Below are 23,301 nucleotides of genomic sequence, written 5' to 3' on the forward strand. Positions count from 1 at the left end.
TTCGAACCCTCCTTTTTTTATCGGCTATTATCAAAATTTATTTTGATACAGCCCCTTTTTTTATTAAGTTGGCTTAAAAATAGAAATAAAAAGAAAATGTGGTAATAAATAATAATATTTACATTATATTCAAAACATGTTAATATAAAAATATTAAATTAATAAAATAACTTAACTTTTAGTAACAAAAGGATAAAATATTACTATAATGATTGAATAAGAGGAAAAATACATAGGGGATTTCAGCATTGTGTAAGGTAGGAGAGTAGGTAAGTAGGTTATTTTAAGTTTTAGGGGGATGGAAAGATGGTAGGAAAGAAAAAGTTAGCTCTAATTTTAAGTGGATTTTTAGTGATGACAGGATTAATATCTTGTTCAAACACTAATATACAAGAAGGAAATGGAAGTACAAGTGAATCAAGCGAAAATGCTAAAAATGATGGAAAAATGTATACTATCGGAATTAATCAGTTAGTTCAACATGATGCATTAGATGCATCGAGAGAAGGATTCGTAGAAGGGCTAAAAGAGAGCGGATTTGAAGAAGGGAAAAATTTAAAAATCGATTATCAAAATGCACAAGGGGATATGGCTATTGCAAAAACTATTTCAGATCAATTTGTTACATCTAAAGTAGATATGATATTTGCTATAGCAACATCAAGTTTGCAAGCATCATATAATTCAACAAAGGATATTCCTATAGTATTTACAGCGGTTACCGATCCGATTGATGCTGGAGTAGCAAATTCTTGGGAAAGTTCAGAAACTAACGTTACAGGTACATCAGATATGGTTTCTATGGAAGAGCAATTAGATTTATTAACAGAATTAGTTCCAGATATAAAAACATTAGGAGTTCTTTATAATTCATCAGAAGCTAATTCTTTAGCACAAGTACAAGAATTAAAGAAAGAAGCTAAAAAAAGAAATATAGATATTAAAGAAATATCAGTTACAACGGTAAATGAAATAAATCAAAATTTAAGTGCAGCATTAGGTTCAATAGATGCATTATATGCACCTACTGATAACACAGTTGCTTCTGCATATGATTTAGTAGGAAATCTTTGTATAAATAAAAACATACCTATTTTATGTGGAGAAGAAGCTGGAGTATCTAAAGGTGGACTTTGTTCAATTGGTATAGACTATTTTAAATTAGGGAAAGAAGCAGGATATAAAGCAGCTGAAATTTTAAATGGTAAGGCTCCTAGTGATATAGAAATATCTACTTTAAGTGATATGAGTATAACAATTAATACTGATGTGGTTGAAAAATTAAATATTACAGTTCCAGATGATATTAATTCTAAGGCTACAAAAGTAACTGGAGGGGTTAACTAGTGGATGTAGTAATTAATGCATTAGAGCAAGGTTTATTATTTGCCTTAGTTGCAATGGGAGTTTATATTACTTATAAGATATTAGATTTCCCAGACCTTTCAGTAGACGGTACATTTCCTTTAGGAGCTTCAATATCAGCAGCTCTTTTGATTAATGGAGTAAATCCATGGGTTTCGATATTGATAGCTACAATAGGTGGTGCAATTGCAGGTTCTATAACAGGATTTTTACATGTTAAGCTTAAAATAAGCAATTTAATGTCTGGAATACTTGTTATGATGGGCCTTTATTCAGTAAATTTAAGAATAATGGGGAAATCAAATATACCTTTATTTAATACAAATTATATTTTTAAAAGTACAGCCGTAAATTCAATTTTTATTATATTGGCTATAGTTGTTGTAGTTAAAATTATTTTAGATTTATTCCTGAAGACAAAAGCAGGATTTTTATTGACAGCAGTGGGAGATAATGAACAAGTGGTATCTTCCCTAGGAGTTAATAAAAACTTAGTGAAGGTATTAGGACTTGCTATTAGCAATGGGCTGGTAGCATTAGCAGGAGCCTTAACAGCACAACATCAAGGATTTGCAGATGTAACTATGGGAACAGGAATTGTTGTAATGGGATTAGCAGCAGTAATAATAGGGGTATCTATTTTTGGGAAGCTATCATTTATAAAAGTTACAAGCTTATCTATATTTGGAGCAATTATATATAAATTAGTAATTGCAATTGCTTTATGGATGAAATTAAATCCTAATGACTTAAAAATATTAACAGCTGTGTTAGTTGCTATAGCGTTAGCAGCAAATAATAATGTATTTAAATTTAAGCGAAAAAATAGAGATGTAAAATCAATGAGTAATAAAGGTGGTGATGATAGTGCTAAAGATTCAAGGGCTATGCAAAGTATTTAATCCTAACACCATAAATGAAAATAAAATTTTTGATAATTTTAGTATTGATATAAATAAAGGTGATTTTATTACTATTATTGGTTCAAATGGAGCAGGAAAATCAACATTATTAAATTTAATAAGTGGTAATATTAATATTGATTCTGGATTAATAGTATTAGATGGAAAAGATGTTTCTTATAAAGACGAATTTAAAAGGGCAAAAGAGATTGGGAGGGTTTATCAAAATCCTTCATTTGGTGTATCACCCAATATGACCATACTAGAAAATTTAGCTTTAGCCGATAATAAGGGAAAAAGATATGGACTTTCTTTTGGTATAAATAAAAAGAGGATAGAGTATTATAAGGAATTATTAACTAAACTTGATTTAGGGTTAGAAAATAAACTTTATAATAAGGTTACATTATTATCAGGAGGACAAAGACAAGCATTAACATTAATGATGGCTGTTATGTCAGAGCCAAAACTATTATTATTAGATGAGCATACAGCAGCATTAGATCCAAAGACATCAGCTAAAATTATGGAAATTACTAAAGATGTAGTTAAAGAAAAGGGAATTACTACGTTGATGGTAACTCATAATATGAAACATGCTTTAGAGTGTGGTAATAGATTACTTATGATGCATGAGGGAAAAGTAATTGTAGATGTTGATGGCAAAGAAAAGAAAAACTTAACAACGGAAAAGCTTATAGAAATGTTTGGTAAAGTTAATGCTATAGAAGAATTAAGTGATAGAAGTTTATTAACTTCTTTAGCATAAAATTAAATTTAAAGAAGTTATATGCCTGTTTATGGTGTATAGCTTCTTTTTTTATAGGGATGAGCTGAATAAAAAAAGATGAAATACAAATATTAAAAAGGTGAATTAATAAAAAGGAAAGTTTGTTATTAATATAACAAAAGTAAAGGATTATATTGGAATTGCGAAATAACATTACTAAAATAAAATTTAAAAAACATTTATAAAAGTAGAGTAAAAATGTAAAAAAAATTACCAAGGTGATGAAAATGTTATCAATATTGAAAAATAAGGGGTATATGAGAAAGAGAAATATATGTCTAAAATAAAGTTAAAAAATAAATAAAAAAAAGTTTGACAAAAAATAAACAATCGCGTACAATAAGGGTGTGGACAAGTTAAAGAATTAACAATCAAAACAAAAACTTAACAAAGTCCAGTAAATTAAGATATCAATTTAAAATTATTATAAATATTGATTATTTAGGAGGATGTAATACATGAAAGTTACAAACGCTCAAGAATTAACAGCAAGAATTAAACAATTAAGAGAAGCACAAAAGAAATTCGCTACTTACACTCAAGAACAAGTAGACGAAATCTTCAGACAAGCAGCTTTAGCAGCTAACCACAACAGAATTAAGTTAGCTAAATTAGCTGTAGAAGAAACTGGAATGGGAATAGTTGAAGATAAAGTTGTAAAGAACAACTTTGCTGCTGAATATATATATAACCAATATAAGGATATGAAAACTTGTGGAGTTTTAGAAGAAGATAAGACAAGTGGAATTACTAAAGTAGCAGAACCAATCGGAGTTATCTCTGCGATCGTTCCAACTACAAACCCAACATCAACAGCAATATTCAAGTGTTTAATAGCTTTAAAGACTAGAAATGCTATAATAATCTCTCCACACCCAAGAGCTAAGAATGCAACAATTGAAGCTGCTAGAATAGTTTTAGAAGCTGCAGTTAAAGCAGGAGCTCCAGAAGGAATAATCGGATGGATAGATCAACCATCAGTTGAATTATCACAAAATGTTATGAGAGAATCAGATATAATACTAGCTACAGGTGGTCCAGCAATGGTTAAGGCTGCTTACTCATCAGGAAGACCAGCTTTAGGGGTTGGAGCAGGTAATACTCCAGCAATCATTGATGAAACAGCTCACATTAAAATGGCTGTAAACTCAATATTACTTTCTAAGACATTTGATAACGGTGTTATCTGTGCATCAGAACAATCAATCGTTGTTTTAGAACAAGTTTATGATGAAGTTAAGAGAGAATTAGCTGAAAGAGGAGCTTATATCCTTAAAGGTGAAGAAATAGATAAAGTTAGAAATATCATCTTAAATGAAAAAGGTGGATTAAATGCTGACATGGTTGGTCAATCTGCTTATAAGATAGCTAAGATGGCAGGAGTTAACGTTCCAGAAACAGCTAAAGTTTTAGTTGGTGAAGTTACTTCAGTTGAATTAGAAGAACCATTCTCACACGAAAAATTATCTCCAGTATTAGCTATGTACAAAGCTAAATCATTTGAAGAAGCTTTAGATAAAGCTGATAGATTAATAGAATTAGGTGGTATGGGTCATACTTCAGTTTTATATACTGATCAAGTTAAGAATAGAGATAGAGTATTAACATTCGGTGAAAGAATGAAAACTGCAAGAACATTAATAAATATGCCAGCAGCTCAAGGGGCTATCGGAGACTTATTTAACTTCAAATTAGCACCATCATTAACATTAGGTTGTGGATCATGGGGAGGAAACTCAGTTTCAGAAAACGTTGGTCCTAAGCACTTAATTAACGTTAAGAGCATTGCTGAAAGGAGAGAAAATATGCTTTGGTTTAGAGTTCCAGAAAAAACTTACTTCAAATACGGTTGTTTACCAGTAGCTTTAGCTGAATTAGGTGATATGGGTAAAAAGAAAGCATTCATCGTAACAGATAAAGTATTATTCGAAATGGGATACACTAACAAAGTTACAGAAGTTTTAGAAGCACAAGGAATCCAATACAAAATATTCTCAGATGTTGAACCAGATCCAACATTAAGATGTGCTAGAGCTGGTGCTGCTGAAATGACTAGCTTCCAACCAGACGTTATAATTTCACTTGGTGGTGGATCAGCTATGGATGCTGCTAAGATTATGTGGGTTATGTACGAACATCCAGAAGTTAACTTCCACGATTTAGCTATGACATTCATGGATATAAGAAAGAGAATATACAGATTCCCAACTATGGGTCAAAAAGCTATGATGGTTTCAATAGCAACTTCAGCTGGTACTGGATCAGAAGTTACTCCATTCGCAGTTATCACTGACGAAGAAACAGGAATTAAGTATCCATTAGCTGACTACGAACTAACTCCAGATATGGCTATCGTTGACGCTGAGTTAATGATGACTTCTCCTAAGGGATTAACAGCTTGTGCTGGTATCGACGTATTAGTTCACTCAATTGAAGCTTATGTTTCAATAATGGCTTCTGAATACACTAATGGATTAGCTTTAGAAGCAATCAGATTAGTATTCAAATATTTACCAGATGCTTACAATGAAGGTACAACTAACATTAAAGCAAGAGAAAAAATGGCTCATGCATCTTGTATGGCAGGTATGGCATTCAGTAATGCATTCTTAGGAATTAACCACTCAATGGCTCATAAGCTAGGTGCATTCCACCACTTACCACACGGTATGGCTAACTCTTTAGTTATGAAAGAAGTTATTAAGTTCAATGCTACTGATGCTCCAACTAAGCAAGCAGCATTTGCTCAATACAAATATCCAAATGCAGCATGGAGATATGCTAAGATAGCAGATCACTTAGGATTAGGTGGAAACACTGAAGCTGAAAAAGTTGAATTATTATTAAAGGCTATAGACGAGTTACAAAACAAAGTAAATATGCCTAAGACAATTAAAGATGCTGGTGTAAGTGAAGTTAAATTCTTCGAAACATTAGATGAAATGGTTGAGCAAGCATTTGATGACCAATGTACAGGAGCTAACCCAAGATATCCATTAATGTCTGAATTAAAAGAAATGTATATCACTAGCTACTATGGAGAAAATGCTAAAGATGAAGCTAAAGCTGAAGCAGCTCCAACTAAAAAAGAAAAGAAAAACAAATAATCAATATTGATATATAAAAAGTCCTAGCGTAAGCTAGGGCTTTTTTTTATAATCAGAAAAAAATATTTCTCAAAATCATTTATGAAATAGGTGTAAAAGAGAATATTATCTTAAAAAGAATTCAAATATTTTATTTAACTGAGAAATCAGAGAAAGAAAAGTTAGTATACTATATATGGTAATTTAAAAGTTAAAGGTTTCATATAATTACATAATTTTTACAAGAATAAGGATATTTATATTAAAATTAATATAAATAGATATTTATATATAGAAATATTGTATTGAATTTAGGAATGCTTTTTATAAAAGTTGTGATATAATATTCACAATAATAATACGAGGAGATAAAAGTTTGAGTAAGAATAGTTTAAAATTAAATGAAATTTCATTATTCTCTCATATAAATAATAATACAATACATAAGTTAAATGAAATTTGTTTTGTAAGGCAATTAAAAAAGGGGGAGCATCTTTTTAGAGATAAGGAAATAATAAAAAGTATTTATATAGTTAAAAGTGGCAAGGTTGCATTATATAAACAAAGTGAATCAGCACAAAAAAAGGTTATTTTTATTTTAGGTAAAGATACAGTAATTAATGAAGTAATTATTGATGACTTACCAGCTTCTATTAATTGTGAAGCTTTTGAAAAGGCAGAAATCTTATGTTTTGATAGAATAAAATTTTTAGATATTATGAAAGAGGATTTTGAACTTTCTAAAATAATAATTAATTCATTAGCAATGAAAGTAAGAAGATTATATAGACAAGGAAAAAATTCAATTCCTATAAAGGTTGAAAAGCGAGTTGCAGCAAAGTTATGGAAATTATCGAGAGATTATGGAATAGAAATAGAAGAAGGTACATTGATTGATTTAAACATAACGATTACATATTTAGCTGATATGTTTGGTGCTCCAAGAGAAACAATTTCAAGAGCTTTAAAGATTTTAAATAAAGAAGGTTTAATTATAAATAAAAATAAAAGAATTATAGTTCCTGATAGAGAAAAATTAGTTAGATTCTTTAAAGATAATTAAGAAAATTTAAATGATGTGATAAATGTCACATCTTTTTTTGTACAAAAAAAATATAATTTAAACATCGACTTGTTAATGTATTAACGAGATAAAAGAAAAAATAAGCTAAGAGGTGTTTTACATGGGATATAAACTTAACTTAGAAAATATGAATTTAGCTTTAAAAGAGTTAAAGAAAACATATAGAATCTATGCTCCAAAAGTTTTTGAAGGTGCAGGAACTTTTTCTGATACTGATAGAGTAAGATATGGAGAAGTTTCTACAATAGAAGAAATTGAATTTGATAAAAAATCAAGTTATTCATATAAAGAAACAATTTTACCTACAAGACAAACTTTATTCTTCTTTAATGATGATGAATGTAAAGAAGCAGAAGTAGATGAGAGACCAGCTTTAGTATTCTTAAGAAGTTGTGAAATTCATTCTGTAAAGAGAATAGATGATATATACTTAAGAAATGGCTTTGAAGATGTCTACTATAAAAAGATGAGAGAAAATGCAAAGTTTATTTTAATTGGTTGTGAAAACAGTTTTGAAAATTGTTTCTGTGTAAGCATGGGATCTAATAAAACTGATGAATACAATGCTTATATCAAGGTTGATGGACAAGATGTGTACTTAGATGTTAAAGATGAGGAAATTGCAGCTGTTTTAGATTCTGTAGAAAAAGAAGAAAAGGAAGTTACTCCTGATTTCGTTACAGAAAATCCAGTTAAAGTAGATATTCCAGAAAATTTAGGTTTAGAAGTTATGAAATCTACAATGTGGAATGAATACAATGAAAGATGTATAACTTGTGGTAGATGTAATTTTGTCTGTCCAACATGTACGTGCTTCACTATGCAGGATATAACTTATAAGGATAATAAAAATGCTGGTGAAAGAAGAAGAGTATGGGCATCATGTCATGTAGATGGATATACAGATATGGCTGGTGGACATAGCTTTAGAAAAGAAAAAGGACAAAAGATGAGATTTAAAACTCTTCATAAAGTATATGACTACAAGAAAAAGTGGGGATATCATATGTGTGTTGGATGTGGTAGATGTGATGATATATGTCCAGAATACATCAGTTTCTCTACAATCATTAATAAGTTAGAAGATGCTATGAACGAGGTGAAGAATAATGACTAAGAATGAATACATACCATTTAGATCAGAAATTTTAGAAGTAATTGAACATACTCCAATAGAATATACTTTTAGAATGGCTTTTAACGGAGATGTTAAACCAGGTCAATTCTTTGAAGTATCTCTTCCAAAGTATGGTGAAGCTCCAATATCAGTAAGTGGAATTGGTGAAGGTTATGTTGACTTAACAATAAGAAGAGTTGGTAAAGTTACTAATGAAATATTTAAAAACTATGTAGGAGATAAGTTATTCTTAAGAGGACCTTATGGAAATGGTTTTGATATAGAAAACTATAAAAACAAAGAAGTAATAGTAGTTGCTGGAGGAACAGGTCTTTCACCAGTAAGAGGAATAGTAGAATACTTCTCTAAAAATACAAATGATTGTACAAGCATGACGTTAATTACAGGATTTAAGTCACCAGAAGATGTTTTATTTAAAGAAGACATGAAAGAATGGGAAAAGACTATGAATCTTATTTTAACGGTTGATACTGCTAAAGAAGGTTATGAAGGTAAAGTAGGATTAGTTACTAAATATATTCCTGAATTAGAAATAAAAGATATGGATAATGTACAAGTAGTTGTTGTTGGACCTCCAATGATGATGAAGTTTACTGTTTTAGAATTCTTAAAGCTTGGAATAAAGGAAGAAAATATCTGGATTTCTCAAGAAAGAAAAATGTGCTGTGGAATAGGTAAATGTGGACATTGTAAAATAGATGATACTTATATTTGTTTAGATGGACCAGTATTTAACTATACAGTAGGAAAATCTTTAATTGATTAGGAGGAAGTAATTAATGGATATCAATACTAAAAAGCTAAAAAAGAATGCCTTTAGAGTTACAAAACATAGAGGTCTTACAGCATCAAGAATAAGAGTTCCAGGTGGACACTTAAATGCTAAATATTTAGGTTTAATTCAAGAAATTGCTGAAACATATGGTAATGGAACAGTTCATTTAACTACTAGACAAGGATTTGAAGTTCCAGGAATAGATATGAAAAACATGGATAAGGTTAATGAATTACTTCAACCAATCATTGAAGGATTAGAAATTAATCAATTAGTACCAGGTAAAGGGTATACATCTGCTGGTACAAGAAATGTAAGTGCATGTATAGGAAATAATGTATGTCCATTTGCTAATTATAATACAACTAACTTTGCTAAGAAAATAGAAAAAGCAATCTTCCCAAATGACTTACACTTTAAGGTTGCTTTAACAGGATGTCCTAACGATTGTATGAAGGTTAGAATGCATGACTTCGGTATTATTGGTATGACTGAACCACAATTAGATGAAAGTAAATGTATATCTTGTGGTGCATGTGTTAAAGCTTGTACTAAAAAATCAACAGCAGCATTACATGGTGAAAACTATACACCAGTTAGAGATCATAGCAAGTGTATCGGATGTGGTGAATGTGTAATTAACTGTCCAACAGGAGCATGGACTAGAAGTAAAGAAAAATACTATAGACTTGCTATTATGGGTAGAACAGGTAAGAAGAATCCAAGACTTGCTGAAGACTTCTTAATTTGGGCTGATGAAGAAAGTATAACTAAAATAATAGTTAATACTTATAAATATGTTGAGCAATATATTGATAGAAATGCACCAGGTGGTAAGGAGCATATTGGATATATTGTAGATAGAACTGGATTTGAAGAATTTAAGAAATGGGCTTTAGACGGAGTTACATTATCAGATAAAGCTATAATGATAAATAATGTATATTGGAGTGGTATCAAATACCCTAATATATAACATTACTAAAAAGAGCACTGATGTGCTCTTTTTTTATGCGATAATTTACTTATATGGAGTAATAACGGAAAATTAAATGTTATATTTGGGGGAATAAGTTGAATTTCATCTTTAATTTATATAATTGATTTAGGATAATTTGATAAAGCTTACAAAGTGGTTATCACTTGGGTGAATTACTTTTACAAAAAAAAGTATGACAATAGTATCTGAGAGTTTTATTTTTAAGGAAACTCCTTTTCATTATCATTCAGAGGAGTAAGTTCAGCTAACTAAATTAAAATTTAGAGCTTCACTTAATTTTCACAATGTAAAATTCATATCTTTGGGCAAGGTTACATAAGAATGTATAAATAAGATTTGTAAAGGTGGTAAAGAGGGATGAAAAAAATAGTGGTATTTATATTAATGTTATTTTCTATAAGTGGTGTTGGATGCAGTAGTAGTAATATATCATCTAAGGATATTAATGAAATGAAAGAAATTGTAGATAAAGTACTATCATATGAAAAGGCATATGATGATGAAGTAAGTAATTATATTGATGAAGATACATTTAATGAATGTAACTATGAAGTGTTTTATAGTTATCTTATTGGAGAAGTTGAATTTACTAAATATGAAAGTGAAGTTAAGGGAGTAACAAAGGAAGATGGAGAGTATAATCTTTGTATGGTTCTAAATATGGAAGCACAAGGAGCAACTTTGGAAAGTGATGGGGTAGAGGAAGGATATGATTCAGTAGAAGGGAATGATGTTCCTATAGAGGTTGTGATTAAAAAAGAAAAAGGAAATTATGTAATTAAGAGTGTTAAAGAGTATGAAAGTTTAGAAATAGCTGAAAATGAAAACGAAAATTTCCGAGAAAATTAATAAATATTCATGGTAATTTATTGTAAGTTTAAAATTACCAAATTGCTGTAAACACAGAAAATATGTATAAATTTTATTGGTATCTTTGTGGGTGATATGGAATATAAAATTTTTATTAGATATTGTTGGGATGTAAAGGAAGAATATACTGTTAGTTTTGTGGTAAAAATGTGATATAACTGTAAATGGCAGAGTTAGTGAAAGTAAAAAGTACTTTGAACTAATAAGATATTGAGCGATATTAAATTGCTCAAAAAAATAAAAAGGAGTGGTACAGATGAAGAAAAAACTAATTGCCAGTATAGTTACATTAACAGTGCTAGGAGGTGCGGTTACACCGACTTTTGCAGCTGTAAAAGAATATTCTCAAGGAAAAGCAAACTTAATAACAATTAATAAGGTAAGTATTTCAGAAACAAAGTCAAGTGAAAATAATAAATGTAACATTTCAGGAAGCTTGCTACAAGGACTAACATTCAAAAAAATATGGTGGTCAAATAGTTCATGTGGAAGCATAATTATTGGGGGAATTGTGGACAAGCCTAATAATGGAGGAAACAGCAACAACAATAATAACAGTAATGATAGTGTGGTTCCACCTAGTGATGATACTGAAACACCAGGGGATACAATAGTTCCACCAACAGTGGATGAAACACCAAGTACACCAGATGCACCAGTAGTGGATGAAACACCAAGTACACCAGATACACCAACAGTGGATGAGACACCAAGTGTTCCGGATATACCAACGGTAGATGAGACACCAAGTGTTCCGGATATACCAACAGTAGATGAGATACCAAGTGTTCCAGATATACCAGTAGTGGATGAAACGCCAGATAACTCTACAGAGGACAATGTAACTAGTGGAGATGAAAACTTTATGGCTGCTGTAGAAATGGCTATATACAATAAAGTAAATGAAGAGAGAGCAAAAGCTGGAGTTTCAACATTAACATATAATACAGTAATGCAAAAATATGCTAGAATTAAATCTCAGGATATGGGAGATAATAATTATTTCAGTCATGAAGATTTAAATGGAAATCTTATAACAACTCAAATGAAAAAAGATGGTGTATCATATAATGCATGGGGAGAAAATATAGCTTATATTGGTGGTAATGTAAGTGCAGATAGTTTAGCAGAACAATTTATGACAAATTGGATGAATTCATCAGGTCATAGAGCAAATATTTTATCGACGAACTTCTCAAGTATAGGAGTTGGAGTATATAAAATAGGAAATAAAGTATATGCTACTCAAGAGTTTTATAGATAAATAAATAGTCAAATAAATATTTAAATGAGAGATTGTAATTTTAAATTGCAATCTCTCATTTTTTTTTATATTAGAACGAGTTTTTATGTTATACTGTAATAATGATTGAAAGAGTTGTAAAAAATGTTGTTAATTTTGTATAATATGAGGAAGAAATGTTTGAGGTGAAAAAATGAAGCCATTAGCAGATTTAATTAGGCCCACACAATTAAGTGAAGTTTGTGGTCAACAACATATATTAGGAGAAAATAAGATTTTAGATAGGATCGTAAAGAGTGGTAGAATTTCAAATATGATATTTTATGGGCCACCAGGAGTGGGGAAAACTACAGTAGCTAATATTATTGCACAAAAGGCTGGCAAAAGGTTTTATAAACTTAATGCTACAAATGCATCATTAAAGGATATTCAAGAAATAACAAAGGAATTAGATACTTTTTTAGGTGTTAATGGCGTGGTTCTTTATTTAGATGAAATTCAAAACTTTAATAAAAAACAGCAACAATCACTTTTAGAATATATTGAAGATGGAAGAATAACTTTAATTGCATCAACAACAGAAAATCCATATTTTTATATTTTTAAGGCTTTGCTTTCTAGATCAACTATATTTGAATTTAAACCAGTAGAAGAAGAGGATATAAAGAAAGCAATTAATAGAGCTATAAATATTAAAAGTAAAGGATATAATGAAATAAAATTAGATGTTAAAGATGAAGCTATAAATTATTTAGCATCTTATTGTAATGGTGATGTAAGAAAAGCTATTAATGGATTAGAAATTGCATTAAATTCAACTAAGCCTAATAGTGATAAAATTGTAGTAATTGATTTAAATGTTGTTAAGGATTCAACTCAAAGTAAGGTAATTGCTTATGATAATGATGGGGATGTACATTATGATATACTAAGTGCATTTCAAAAATCAATTCGTGGTAGTGATGCTGACGCTGCTATTCATTATTTAGCTAGACTTATTAAGGCTGGTGATTTGATTTCTATTTGTAGAAGATTACAAGTAATTGCAGCGGAGGATATAGGTCTTGCTTATCCGCAAGCTAGTTTAATTGTAAAGTCACTAGTTGATTCCGCTAGAGAATTAGGATTTCCAGAAGCAAGAATTCCACTTGCAGAGGCAACTATCCTTTTAGCAACAAGTCCAAAATCTAATTCAGCATGTTTAGCAATAGATTCAGCATTAAATGATTTAGAAAATATGTCTATAGGGGATATACCTACTCATTTAAAGGATGCTCATTATAGTGGAGCATGTAAAATGGGAAGAGGAATTGAATATAAATATCCACATAGCTATCCTAATCATTATGTAACACAACAATATTTACCTAATAACTTGAAAAATAGAACTTATTATGAGTATGGAGATAATAAGTTTGAAAGAGCTACAAAAGATTATTGGGATAAAATTAAAAAGTAAAATAATAATATAATAAAATGGAGAAACAGATGATGAAACAAGAGAAGTATAATGATTATTTACAAATTTTAAAAGAAGAGCTAGTACCAGCAATGGGATGTACTGAACCTATTGCTATAGCATATGCAGCTGCAAAGGCTAGAGAAGTATTAGGGAAAATGCCAGATAAGGTTGTGGCAAAATGTAGCGGGAATATAATAAAAAATGCAATGTGTGTAACTGTTCCTAATACAGGAGATTTAGTAGGAATTAAGGCTAGTTCAATAATTGGAGTTTTAGCTGGTGATTCAAGTAAAGAACTACAAGTTATTAGTGAAGTAGGAGAAGAGCATATAAATGAAGCGAATAAACTTATGAATGAAGATTATTGCTTTGTTGAAAGATTAGATACAGATATTCAGTTACATATAGTAATGGAAGTATATAGTGGAAATGATAGTGCTATAGTTGAAATAAAATATGCACATAATAATATATCTAAGGTAATAAAAAATGGGGAGATATTATTCGAAGGTAATGAGGATCCAAGTAAATATTTAGGTGTATTTATTGATAGAAGTATTTTAAATGTTAATGATATATATGAATTTGCAAATACTGTTGATATTAAAGATATAAAAGAATTGTTAGATAAACAAATAGAGTATAACATATCAATAGCAGAAGAAGGGTTAAAAGGAGAATATGGAGTAGGTATAGGTAAAATGCTTATGAAATGCTATCCAAACTCAATTGTTACTAAGCTAAAAGTTTATGCTGCAGCTGCTTCAGAAGCAAGAATGAGTGGTAGTTCATTACCTGTTATGACTAACTCAGGAAGTGGAAATCAAGGTATGGCAACTTCAATTCCAGTAATAATATATGCAAAAGAAAAGGGGTTGTCTGAAGAATTATTATATAGAGGGTTGGTATTCTCTAACCTAATGACTATACATCAAAAAACAGGTATAGGAAGACTTTCTGCCTTTTGTGGGGCTGTAAGTGCAGGGTGTGCTAGTGGAGCTGCAATTACATATTTAGAAGGTGGGACATTAGATCAAATAAATAAGACGGTTACAAATACATTAGCGAATATTTCAGGAATAGTTTGTGATGGAGCAAAGGCATCTTGTGCAGCTAAAATAGCTACAAGTGTTGATGCTAGTATGATGGGGCATTATCTTGCTATGGAGGATCAATGTTATAGTGCTAATACGGGTATATTGAAGGAAAATATTGAAAAAACAATAACTGCAGTAGGGAGATTAGGTAAAGAGGGAATGAAAGAAACTGATAAAGAAATACTAGAAATAATGCTTGAAGTATAATGAATTTTAATAATATAAAAAGTGAAAAAATTTAAATAAATTAAATGATTTAATAAATAAAACTGATTAAAAAGTTTACATAAAAAATTTGAAATTAATTCTGAAAGTCGGTGTATTTCATGGTTGACAAAAACAGAGTAAGTTAGTATGATATAAACATAAAGCAGAGCAAAAAAGTCTGAATAAGGGGTGAGAAAATGAAATTATCAACTAAAGGAAGATATGGAGTAAAAGCTATGGTTGAATTAGCAATCCATTATGGAAGTTCTCCCCTATCAATAAAAACTATTTCGCAAAGACAAGGAATATCTGAATATTATTTAGAACAATTATTTTCACCGCTAAGAAAAGCAAAACTTATTAATAGTATAAGAGGAGCTCAAGGTGGATATGTTTTAGGGAGAGAACCTAAAGATATAAAAGTATCTGATATTATGTATGTCCTTGAAGGTCCAATAGAAATTGCTGATTGTATTGAAGGGGTATCATGTGATAATATAGATTGTTGCGCAACTAGACTTTTATGGACAAAAATTAAAAATAGTATAGATGAAGTTATGGAAGGCATAACGTTACAAGATATAGTAGATGACTACAATAAGATTAAAGAAAAAAATGAAGCATTAACATTACAGAGGAGTGAGTAATAATGAAAACAGTATATATGGACTATGCGGCTACTACTTACGTAAAGCCAGAAGTTTTAGAAGAAATGATGCCTTATTTCACAGAGAAGTTCGGTAACCCATCATCTTTCTATGGAATATCAAGAGAAACTAAGATGGCAATTGATAAAGCTAGAGGTCAGGTTGCTAAAGCTTTAAATTGTGATATGAATGAGGTTTACTTCACAGGAGGTGGATCTGAGTCAGATAACTGGGCAATTAAAGGTATTGCATCAGCACATAGAAAAAAAGGAAATCATATAATAACTACTAAGATAGAACACCATGCAGTTCTTCATACTTGTGAATATCTAGAAAAGAATGGTTTTGAAGTAACTTATTTAGATGTTAATGAAGAAGGATTTATTGATTTAGAAGAATTAAAAAATGCAATAACTGATAAAACTATTTTAGTATCAATTATGTTTGCAAATAATGAAATTGGAACTATTCAACCAATAAAAGAAATTGGTGCAATTTGTAGAGAAAGAAAAGTTCTATTCCATACAGATGCAGTTCAAGCAGTTGGAAATATTCCAGTTGATGTAAAAGAAATGAATATAGATCTTTTATCTTTAGCAGGACATAAGATTTATGGACCTAAAGGAATAGGTGCTTTATACATAAGAAAAGGTGTAAGAATAGACAATTTAATCCATGGTGGAGGTCAAGAAAGAGCTAGAAGAGCAGGTACAGAAAATATAGCTTCAGTTGTTGGATTAGGTAAAGCTATAGAGTTAGCTACAAATGATATTGAAGCTCATATGGAAAGACTTACAGTGCTTAGAGATAAACTTATAGATGGAATATTAGAAAAAGTTCCATATTCATATTTAAATGGACCAAGAGGTGATAAGAGATTACCTGGTAATGTGAATGTAAGATTTACGTATATAGAAGGTGAATCAATTTTATTATCTTTAGATTTTGAAGGAATATGTGCATCAAGTGGTAGTGCTTGTACATCAGGATCATTAGACCCATCACATGTACTTTTAGCAATAGGATTACCACATGAATTAGCTCATGGATCATTAAGATTAACATTAGGCGATGGATCAACAGAAGAAGATGTTGATTATGTTTTAGAGGTATTACCTGGAATTATTCAAAGAATTAGAAATATGTCACCATTATGGAGTGATTTTGTTAAGAAGGGAGAAAAATAATTATGATATATACAGATAAAGTTATGGACCATTTTAGAAATCCAAGAAATGTAGGAGAAATTGAAGACGCAAATGGTATTGGAGAAGTTGGAAATGCTAAATGCGGAGATATAATGAGAGTTTACTTAAAGGTAGAAGATAACATTATTAAAGATGTTAAATTCCAAACTTTTGGATGTGGATCAGCTATAGCTTCATCTTCAATGGCTACAGAAATGATTAAAGGAAAGACTTTAGAAGAAGCTTGGGAATTATCAAATAAAGCAGTTGCTGAAGCTTTAGATGGACTTCCACCAGTAAAAATGCACTGTTCAGTATTAGCTGAAGAAGCTATACACAAAGCAATTAATGACTACAGAAAAAATGCTGGTTTAAGCACTGAAGGATGGGAATTCGAAGAAACAGATCATGATGAATTACATGATGCAGTACACGGACACGAATAAAAAACTTAAGGTGTGATTTGATGGAAAAGAAGAAAAAAGTAGTTATAGGTATGAGTGGCGGAGTTGATAGCTCCGTTGCCGCTTACCTTTTAAAAGAACAAGGCTATGATGTAATTGGTGTTACAATGCAAATATGGCAAGAAGATAAAGATTATACAGAAAGAGAAGGTGGATGTTGTTCACTTTCAGCTGTAGATGATGCAAGAAGAGTTGCTAATAAAATTGGTATTCCTTTTTATGTAATGAACTTTAGAGATAGCTTTAAAGAAAAAGTTATTGATTATTTTGTTCAAGAATACATAGATGGAAAAACACCAAATCCATGTATAGCATGTAATAAACATTTAAAATTTGATGAGCTATTAAGAAAAGCTCAAGGTATAGGTGCAGATTATGTTGCAACAGGTCATTATGCTAAAATCGAGCAAGATGAAAATGGAAGATATCTTTTAATTCGTTCTGATGATGATAGAAAAGACCAAACATATGCATTATATAATTTTACTCAAGAGCAATTAGCACATACTCTTATGCCTTGTGGGGAATATACTAAGGATAGAATAAGGGAAATTGCTAAGGAAATTGGATTATCGGTATATAATAAAAAAGATAGCGAAGAAATTTGCTTCATACCAGACAATAATCATGGTAGATACATAAGTGAAGCTAGACCGCTAGAAGTTGTACCAGGGAATTTTGTTGATAAAAACGGAAATGTATTAGGGCAACATAAAGGGATAGTTTACTATACTATAGGTCAAAGAAAAGGACTTGGAATAGCTCTTGGAAGACCGGTATTTGTAACAGATATTAATCCTAGAACTAATGAAGTAGTATTAGGTCCAGAAGAGGATATATTTAAGACTGATTTAGTTGCTAAGGATGTTAACTTTATTCCATTTGATAAACTAGAAGAACCAATAACAGTTGAAGCTAAGGTTAGATATTCAGGAAGACCAGCTGAAGCGGTTATTTCACCTTTAAGAGATGGTAAAGTTAAAGTAAGTTTTAAAGAAAAACAAAGAGCAATAACAAAAGGCCAATCAGTTGTTTTCTATCAAGGGAACAAAGTTGTTGGTGGAGGAATTATTGCTGGGATAATATAAAATAAAAGAAGTCATAGTAATTACTATGACTTCTTTTAGGAAAAAGGAAAAATAGAGATTTCTAATTGTAGCTTAAGCTGTATTTAGGAATCTCTATTTTTATAAACTGTAAAGGTAGTTTGTATCTAACTTTAATTATTAACTTTTAATTTGTTTTAAAAGCTATTTAAGCATTTCTAATACTTTGTATATAAAAAGATCACAATAATTAATGTAAACTACAATAATTATTGTGATCTATATTATTAATTAACTATAATAATACTATACCAGCTTCTTCACATTTTTGGTGAGTATAGTTATCCCAAATAGAAGCCTGCACCTCGCCTATATGTGCTTTTCTTAAGAAGAACATACATATTCTAGATTGTCCAATTCCCCCACCCATAGTAAGTGGTAGTTTATCCTCAAATAATGCTTTGTGGAATGGAAGTTCACGTCTATCTTCACAGTTAGATTTCTTCAATTGATAATCTAAGGCTGATTTATCAACTCTTATTCCCATGGAAGATAATTCAATTGCCGAATCAAATAAAGGATCATAAAATAAAATATCTCCATTTAAGCTCCAGTCATCATAGTCAGGACTTCTTCCATCGTGCTTTTTACCAGATTTTAAGGTATCACCAATTCCCTGAATGAATACTGCTTTATGCTCTCTACAAATTGCATTTTCTCTTTCTTTAGATGTAAGTTCAGGATACATATCTTCTAATTCTTGTGCTGTTATAAAAGTTATATCTTGTGGTAAAATTTTTTCAATTGAAGGATACTGTATAGATATAAATTCTTCAGTAGCTTTAAAAACAGAAAATATTTTTTTTACTGTATTTTTTAAAGTATCAGTAGTTCTTTCTTCTTTTGTAATTACTTTTTCCCAATCCCATTGGTCTACATAAATAGAGTGCAGATTATCTAATTCTTCATCTCTTCTAATTGCATTCATATCAGTATATAAACCATATCCAGGTTGAAAATTATATCTATGAAGTGCAAATCTTTTCCATTTAGCAAGGGAATGAACTATTTCTAGATTACTATCTTTAATAGCTAGCATATCAAAGCTTACAGGTCTTTCTATTCCATTTAAGTTATCATTTAAACCTGACTCGTTTTCAAGAAATAGAGGGGCTGAAACTCTTGTTAAGTTTAAGGTTTCAGCAAGCTTGCTTTCAAAAAAATCCTTTACCTTTTTTATTGCTATTTCCGTTTCAATTAATGATAAGTTTGATTTGTAGTTTTGTGGTATAAATACTTTTGATTTTAATTCTTTTGTCATGTGAATAACCCCCTAAATAATATAAAAAAACCTTTCATCCTAATAAATAGGACGAAAGGTTAAATTCCGCGGTACCACCTAATTTGCATAAAGCCTCTTAATCAGTGCTAAATTAAATAATAATTTAAGACTGTCCCTTTTTAACGGTAAGGCCCCGTCTAAGTCTACTTAAGTGAGATTCCAAATTTTAATTTGGCAAATCGAACTTACACCTTTGACGTAAGGAAAAGGTGTTTCCTTTAAGGTTCAATTTTAATTTGGCAAATCGAACTTACACCTTTGACGTAAGGAAAAGGTGTTTCGTCTTATAATCTCAATTGTTCGGTTAGAAGCTCAGGAATGTTTTTCGTTAAAACTAATCTTATAAGGCTTACACCATCCCTTACTCGCTTAAAGATATCATTTAAATTACTCTTTCCTTCAATGCTTATTATGTGTTTTAAATTTAAATTAATATTATGATATACCAAATTAAAAAAGAAGTAAATAGTAAAAATGAATAAATTGTAAAAAGTAAGTAATATATTAATTGATAATGATAATGAAATGGACATATTATTTTACTTTTTACATAATATAATATAGAATGAATAGTTGAAATAATAAATTATTAAATAGATTTTTTTTATGGGGGATGAAGAATGAAGAAAAAAATTAATTGGCAAAAGTTATTTAGCTACTTTGTTTTAATTACTTTAATTTCAACTACTATATTTTTAATTTTTGAGATAAAGGATGCACCAACCGTTGCAGATTCAACTGAATCTTTTGTGCGTTTAAAAAGTGATTATGCATTGATGTTATCTCAATGTATTTTAGGTATAGTAGCAATGTTATTACCAGGGATGTTAGAAAATAAACTTAAAATAGCAATCCCATCTTATATGTTGATTTTATATACAATATTTTTATATGCAGCAATATATTTAGGTGAAGTTAGAAGTTTTTATTATAATGTTCCAAATTGGGATAATATATTACATACTTTTAGTGGAGCGATGATTGGAGCTTTAGGATTTTCAATTGTTACTTTATTGAATAGGACGGAAAAGGTACCAATAGTTTTAAGCCCTCTATTTGTTGCGTTATTTTCATTTTGCTTTGCAGTAACATTAGGTGTTATTTGGGAGTTTTATGAATTTACCTTTGATGGAATTTTAGGGCTTAATATGCAAAAATTCGCCTTGGAAAATGGTACTCAATTAATAGGAAGAGCCGCATTAACGGATACAATGGTAGATTTATTTGTAGATGCAGTTGGAGCATTTATAATGAGTGTTATTGGTTATATTTCATTAAGGTATAACAAAGGTTGGATTGAAAAACTTCAAGTAAGAAGTACAAGAAAATAATAAATATAAAAAGTAAAATGAATTATAATATTAAAATTCATTTTACTTTTTTTATTATTAAAAAATAAAATTTTTAGTAACTAAATGTAAATATTTTTAATTATAAAGAGGAGAATATAATAATTTGTTGGAAAAATTTTCAGCATAAGTATATAATTAATATAAATAATTTAAATAAAATTTGGAGGTTATAAAGTGGGACTAAATTGGAGTTTAAAAGAGCTATATGAATCATTTGAGAGTGTTGAATTTAAAAATGATATGAATAGACTAACTGAAGAAATAAATGAAATAAACAATTGGATTGAAGAAGCAGTTAAGGATTATGAAAATGTATTAGAAAAGTTAGAAGAATATTTAAATAAATATATAAAATTAGAGGAACTGATTAGTAAGTTAGGGCAATTTATTGAACTAAGTATTAGTGTAAATACAAAAAATACAGAGGCTCTTAAAAATTCGGATATCTTTGAAAAGAAGTTAACCTATTTAGTTAAAGGTTCTACTAAAATTGAAAGGTATATAAGTGAAATAGAGGATATTGACTCTATAATTGAGAAATCATCATTATTAAAAGAACATGCATTTTTATTAAAGAGTATAGTTGAAGATAGTAAATATTTATTAAGTGAAAAAGAAGAAAATATAATTGCAAATATGAGAAATACAGGATCAAATGCATGGAGTAAATTAAAAGATAATTTAATTTCATCATTAACTGTTGAAATGACAGAAGGTGGTAAAGTAAAAGAATACCCATTAACAGTTGTCTTAAATATGGCTTATGATAAAAATGAAAAAGTTAGAAAAAAGGCTTATGAAGCAGAAATAAAGTCATATAAGAAAGTTGAAGAGGGGGTAGCTGCTGCTCTTAATGGGATAAAGGGTGAAGTATTAACTGTTTGTGAATTAAGAGGATATGAATCTCCATTAGAAGAAACACTTTTAAATTCAAGAATGGATGAAGAGTCATTAAATGCAATGATTGAAGCAATGAAAGAAAGCTTACCTGTATTTAGAAAGTACTTAAGAAGAAAAGCAGAAATATTAGGGTATAAAAATGGATTACCATTTTATGATTTATATGCTCCAATTAATAATGCCAATATGAATTTTACTTATGATGAGGCTAGTAAATTTATAGTCAAGAATTTTAGAACTTTTAGTGATGATTTAGCAGATTTCGCACAAAAGGCTATTGATAATAATTGGATAGATGTAGAGCCAAGAGAAGGTAAAGTAGGAGGAGCTTTTTGTCAAGGAATTCATACTTTAGGTGAAAGCAGAATCTTATTAAACTTTGGGGGAAGTTTTGGGGATGTTGTTACTATGGCTCATGAACTTGGACACGGATTCCATGGTGAGTGTCTAAAAAATGAATCTATATTAAATTCAGATTATCCTATGCCAATAGCAGAAACAGCATCAACATTTTGTGAAACTATAATAAAAAAAGCTGCAATTAAAGATGTTAAACATAAAGAAGCTTTAGCTATACTAGAAACAGAAATTTGTGATTGTACACAAGTTATTGTAGATATTTACTCAAGATTTTTATTTGAAAAGTCAGTATTTGAAGCTAGAAAAGAAAGTGCATTAACAGTTGAACAAATAAAGGGACTTATGATAGAAGCGCAAAAAGAAGCTTATGGAGATGGATTAGACGAAAAGTTTTTACATCCATATATGTGGGCTTGGAAACCTCATTATTATGATGCAAATTATAATTACTATAACTTCCCATATGCATTTGGACTTTTATTTGCAAAGGGATTATATGCTGAATACCTTAAAAAGGGTGGAGATTTTGTAAGTGAATACGAGAAACTTTTATCAATTACAGGTAAAAATAAGATAGCAGATATAACTAAAGAAGTTGGAATTGATATTCATGATAAAGAATTCTGGAAGAATTCTTTAAAGACTATTGAAGAGGATATAGAAGAGTTTATTAAATTGAGTAAAAAACATTAAGTTGAAGAGGTGAATTACAATGGATATAAACTTAAGTAAAGATGAAATTATTATTGTTTTAGATGCACTAGTAGAAGGTATAGCATTTGATAAGAATGCTGATGATATTAAAAAAGTATATAATAAAATAGTAAAACAAGCTTATATGGAAGAGTATGAAATGCTTGGTTAATTTATAAGAATAAGAGTAATAAACTAAAATATTAGTTTATTACTCTTATTTGTTTATAAGGGATAAAAGTTTAGTAAAAATACTAAATTTATAATGAAACAAATTTAAAAAATATATAA

Annotated in this window: 20 protein-coding genes; 19 read left to right on the plus strand and 1 reads right to left on the minus strand. The window is 29.7% G+C overall.

The window, feature by feature from the left end; all coding sequences use genetic code 11:
* Positions 1–306 precede the first annotated feature (306 nt).
* From I4V63_RS05650 to mnmA, 16 genes are all read left to right on the plus strand, one after another.
* Positions 307–1,347 (plus strand): ABC transporter substrate-binding protein, encoded by a 1,041-nt coding sequence (locus tag I4V63_RS05650; protein ID WP_196000327.1) that lies wholly within the window; start codon positions 307–309, stop codon positions 1,345–1,347.
* On the plus strand, positions 1,347–2,267 hold the full coding sequence (locus tag I4V63_RS05655) for an ABC transporter permease (RefSeq protein WP_196000328.1): 921 nt from the start codon (positions 1,347–1,349) through the stop codon (positions 2,265–2,267). Before I4V63_RS05650 ends, I4V63_RS05655 begins: the two co-directional genes overlap by 1 nt.
* Positions 2,233–3,036 (plus strand): ATP-binding cassette domain-containing protein, encoded by an 804-nt coding sequence (locus I4V63_RS05660; RefSeq protein WP_196000329.1) that lies wholly within the window; start codon positions 2,233–2,235, stop codon positions 3,034–3,036. Before I4V63_RS05655 ends, I4V63_RS05660 begins: the two co-directional genes overlap by 35 nt.
* 479 nt (positions 3,037–3,515) lie before the next feature.
* Positions 3,516–6,164, plus strand: a complete 2,649-nt coding sequence (adhE, locus tag I4V63_RS05665; RefSeq protein ID WP_196000330.1) for a bifunctional acetaldehyde-CoA/alcohol dehydrogenase — start codon at positions 3,516–3,518, stop codon at positions 6,162–6,164.
* Positions 6,165–6,519: 355 nt separating this feature from the next.
* Positions 6,520–7,206, plus strand: coding sequence for a Crp/Fnr family transcriptional regulator (locus tag I4V63_RS05670; protein WP_207746507.1), 687 nt, complete (start codon positions 6,520–6,522; stop codon positions 7,204–7,206).
* 121 nt (positions 7,207–7,327) lie between these two features.
* Complete coding sequence (asrA, locus tag I4V63_RS05675; RefSeq protein WP_196000331.1) at positions 7,328–8,344, plus strand: anaerobic sulfite reductase subunit AsrA; 1,017 nt, start codon at positions 7,328–7,330, stop codon at positions 8,342–8,344.
* Positions 8,337–9,131: an anaerobic sulfite reductase subunit AsrB gene (asrB, locus tag I4V63_RS05680; RefSeq protein WP_042395302.1), complete on the plus strand. Its 795-nt coding sequence runs from the start codon at positions 8,337–8,339 to the stop codon at positions 9,129–9,131. Before asrA ends, asrB begins: the two co-directional genes overlap by 8 nt.
* Positions 9,132–9,144: 13 nt before the next feature.
* Entirely contained in the window at positions 9,145–10,116 is a 972-nt protein-coding gene (gene asrC, locus I4V63_RS05685; RefSeq protein WP_196000332.1) for a sulfite reductase subunit C, read from the plus strand.
* A 381-nt stretch (positions 10,117–10,497) separates the two neighbouring features.
* Complete coding sequence (locus tag I4V63_RS05690) at positions 10,498–10,989, plus strand: hypothetical protein (RefSeq protein WP_196000333.1); 492 nt, start codon at positions 10,498–10,500, stop codon at positions 10,987–10,989.
* A gap of 277 nt (positions 10,990–11,266) precedes the next feature.
* Positions 11,267–12,274 carry a CAP domain-containing protein gene (locus I4V63_RS05695; RefSeq protein ID WP_196000334.1) on the plus strand — a complete coding sequence of 336 codons (1,008 nt, stop codon included), beginning with the start codon at positions 11,267–11,269 and terminating at the stop codon, positions 12,272–12,274.
* Between the two features lie 172 nt (positions 12,275–12,446).
* The gene (locus tag I4V63_RS05700) at positions 12,447–13,712 is read left to right on the plus strand and encodes a replication-associated recombination protein A (RefSeq protein WP_196000335.1); all 1,266 of its coding nucleotides are present in this window, start codon (positions 12,447–12,449) and stop codon (positions 13,710–13,712) included.
* 29 nt (positions 13,713–13,741) lie between these two features.
* The gene (locus tag I4V63_RS05705; RefSeq protein ID WP_196000336.1) at positions 13,742–15,019 is read left to right on the plus strand and encodes an L-serine ammonia-lyase, iron-sulfur-dependent, subunit alpha; all 1,278 of its coding nucleotides are present in this window, start codon (positions 13,742–13,744) and stop codon (positions 15,017–15,019) included.
* Positions 15,020–15,216: 197 nt separating this feature from the next.
* Complete coding sequence (locus I4V63_RS05710; RefSeq protein WP_196000337.1) at positions 15,217–15,666, plus strand: Rrf2 family transcriptional regulator; 450 nt, start codon at positions 15,217–15,219, stop codon at positions 15,664–15,666.
* Positions 15,667–15,668: 2 nt separating this feature from the next.
* Complete coding sequence (gene nifS / locus I4V63_RS05715; RefSeq protein ID WP_196000338.1) at positions 15,669–16,853, plus strand: cysteine desulfurase NifS; 1,185 nt, start codon at positions 15,669–15,671, stop codon at positions 16,851–16,853.
* Between the two features lie 2 nt (positions 16,854–16,855).
* Positions 16,856–17,299: a Fe-S cluster assembly scaffold protein NifU gene (nifU, locus tag I4V63_RS05720; RefSeq protein WP_042395324.1), complete on the plus strand. Its 444-nt coding sequence runs from the start codon at positions 16,856–16,858 to the stop codon at positions 17,297–17,299.
* A gap of 17 nt (positions 17,300–17,316) precedes the next feature.
* Positions 17,317–18,405: a tRNA 2-thiouridine(34) synthase MnmA gene (gene mnmA / locus I4V63_RS05725; protein WP_195466987.1), complete on the plus strand. Its 1,089-nt coding sequence runs from the start codon at positions 17,317–17,319 to the stop codon at positions 18,403–18,405.
* Positions 18,406–18,658: 253 nt separating this feature from the next.
* Here the strand turns inward: mnmA and asnA are convergent, their stop codons facing one another.
* Positions 18,659–19,684 carry an aspartate--ammonia ligase gene (asnA, locus tag I4V63_RS05730; RefSeq protein ID WP_196000339.1) on the minus strand — a complete coding sequence of 342 codons (1,026 nt, stop codon included), beginning with the start codon at positions 19,682–19,684 and terminating at the stop codon, positions 18,659–18,661.
* 641 nt (positions 19,685–20,325) lie between these two features.
* On the opposite strand from asnA, the gene I4V63_RS05735 reads away from it, so the two are divergent.
* The 3 genes from I4V63_RS05735 (at position 20,326) to I4V63_RS05745 (ending at position 23,182) form a co-directional block, all read left to right on the plus strand.
* The gene (locus I4V63_RS05735; protein WP_196000340.1) at positions 20,326–21,036 is read left to right on the plus strand and encodes a hypothetical protein; all 711 of its coding nucleotides are present in this window, start codon (positions 20,326–20,328) and stop codon (positions 21,034–21,036) included.
* Between the two features lie 195 nt (positions 21,037–21,231).
* Positions 21,232–23,010: a M3 family oligoendopeptidase gene (locus I4V63_RS05740; protein WP_196000341.1), complete on the plus strand. Its 1,779-nt coding sequence runs from the start codon at positions 21,232–21,234 to the stop codon at positions 23,008–23,010.
* A 19-nt stretch (positions 23,011–23,029) separates the two neighbouring features.
* Positions 23,030–23,182 (plus strand): hypothetical protein, encoded by a 153-nt coding sequence (locus I4V63_RS05745; RefSeq protein WP_196000342.1) that lies wholly within the window; start codon positions 23,030–23,032, stop codon positions 23,180–23,182.
* Positions 23,183–23,301 lie beyond the last annotated feature (119 nt).

The organism is Clostridium sp. 1001271B_151109_B4 (genome assembly GCF_015670405.1).
GTDB lineage: Bacteria > Bacillota > Clostridia > Clostridiales > Clostridiaceae > Clostridium.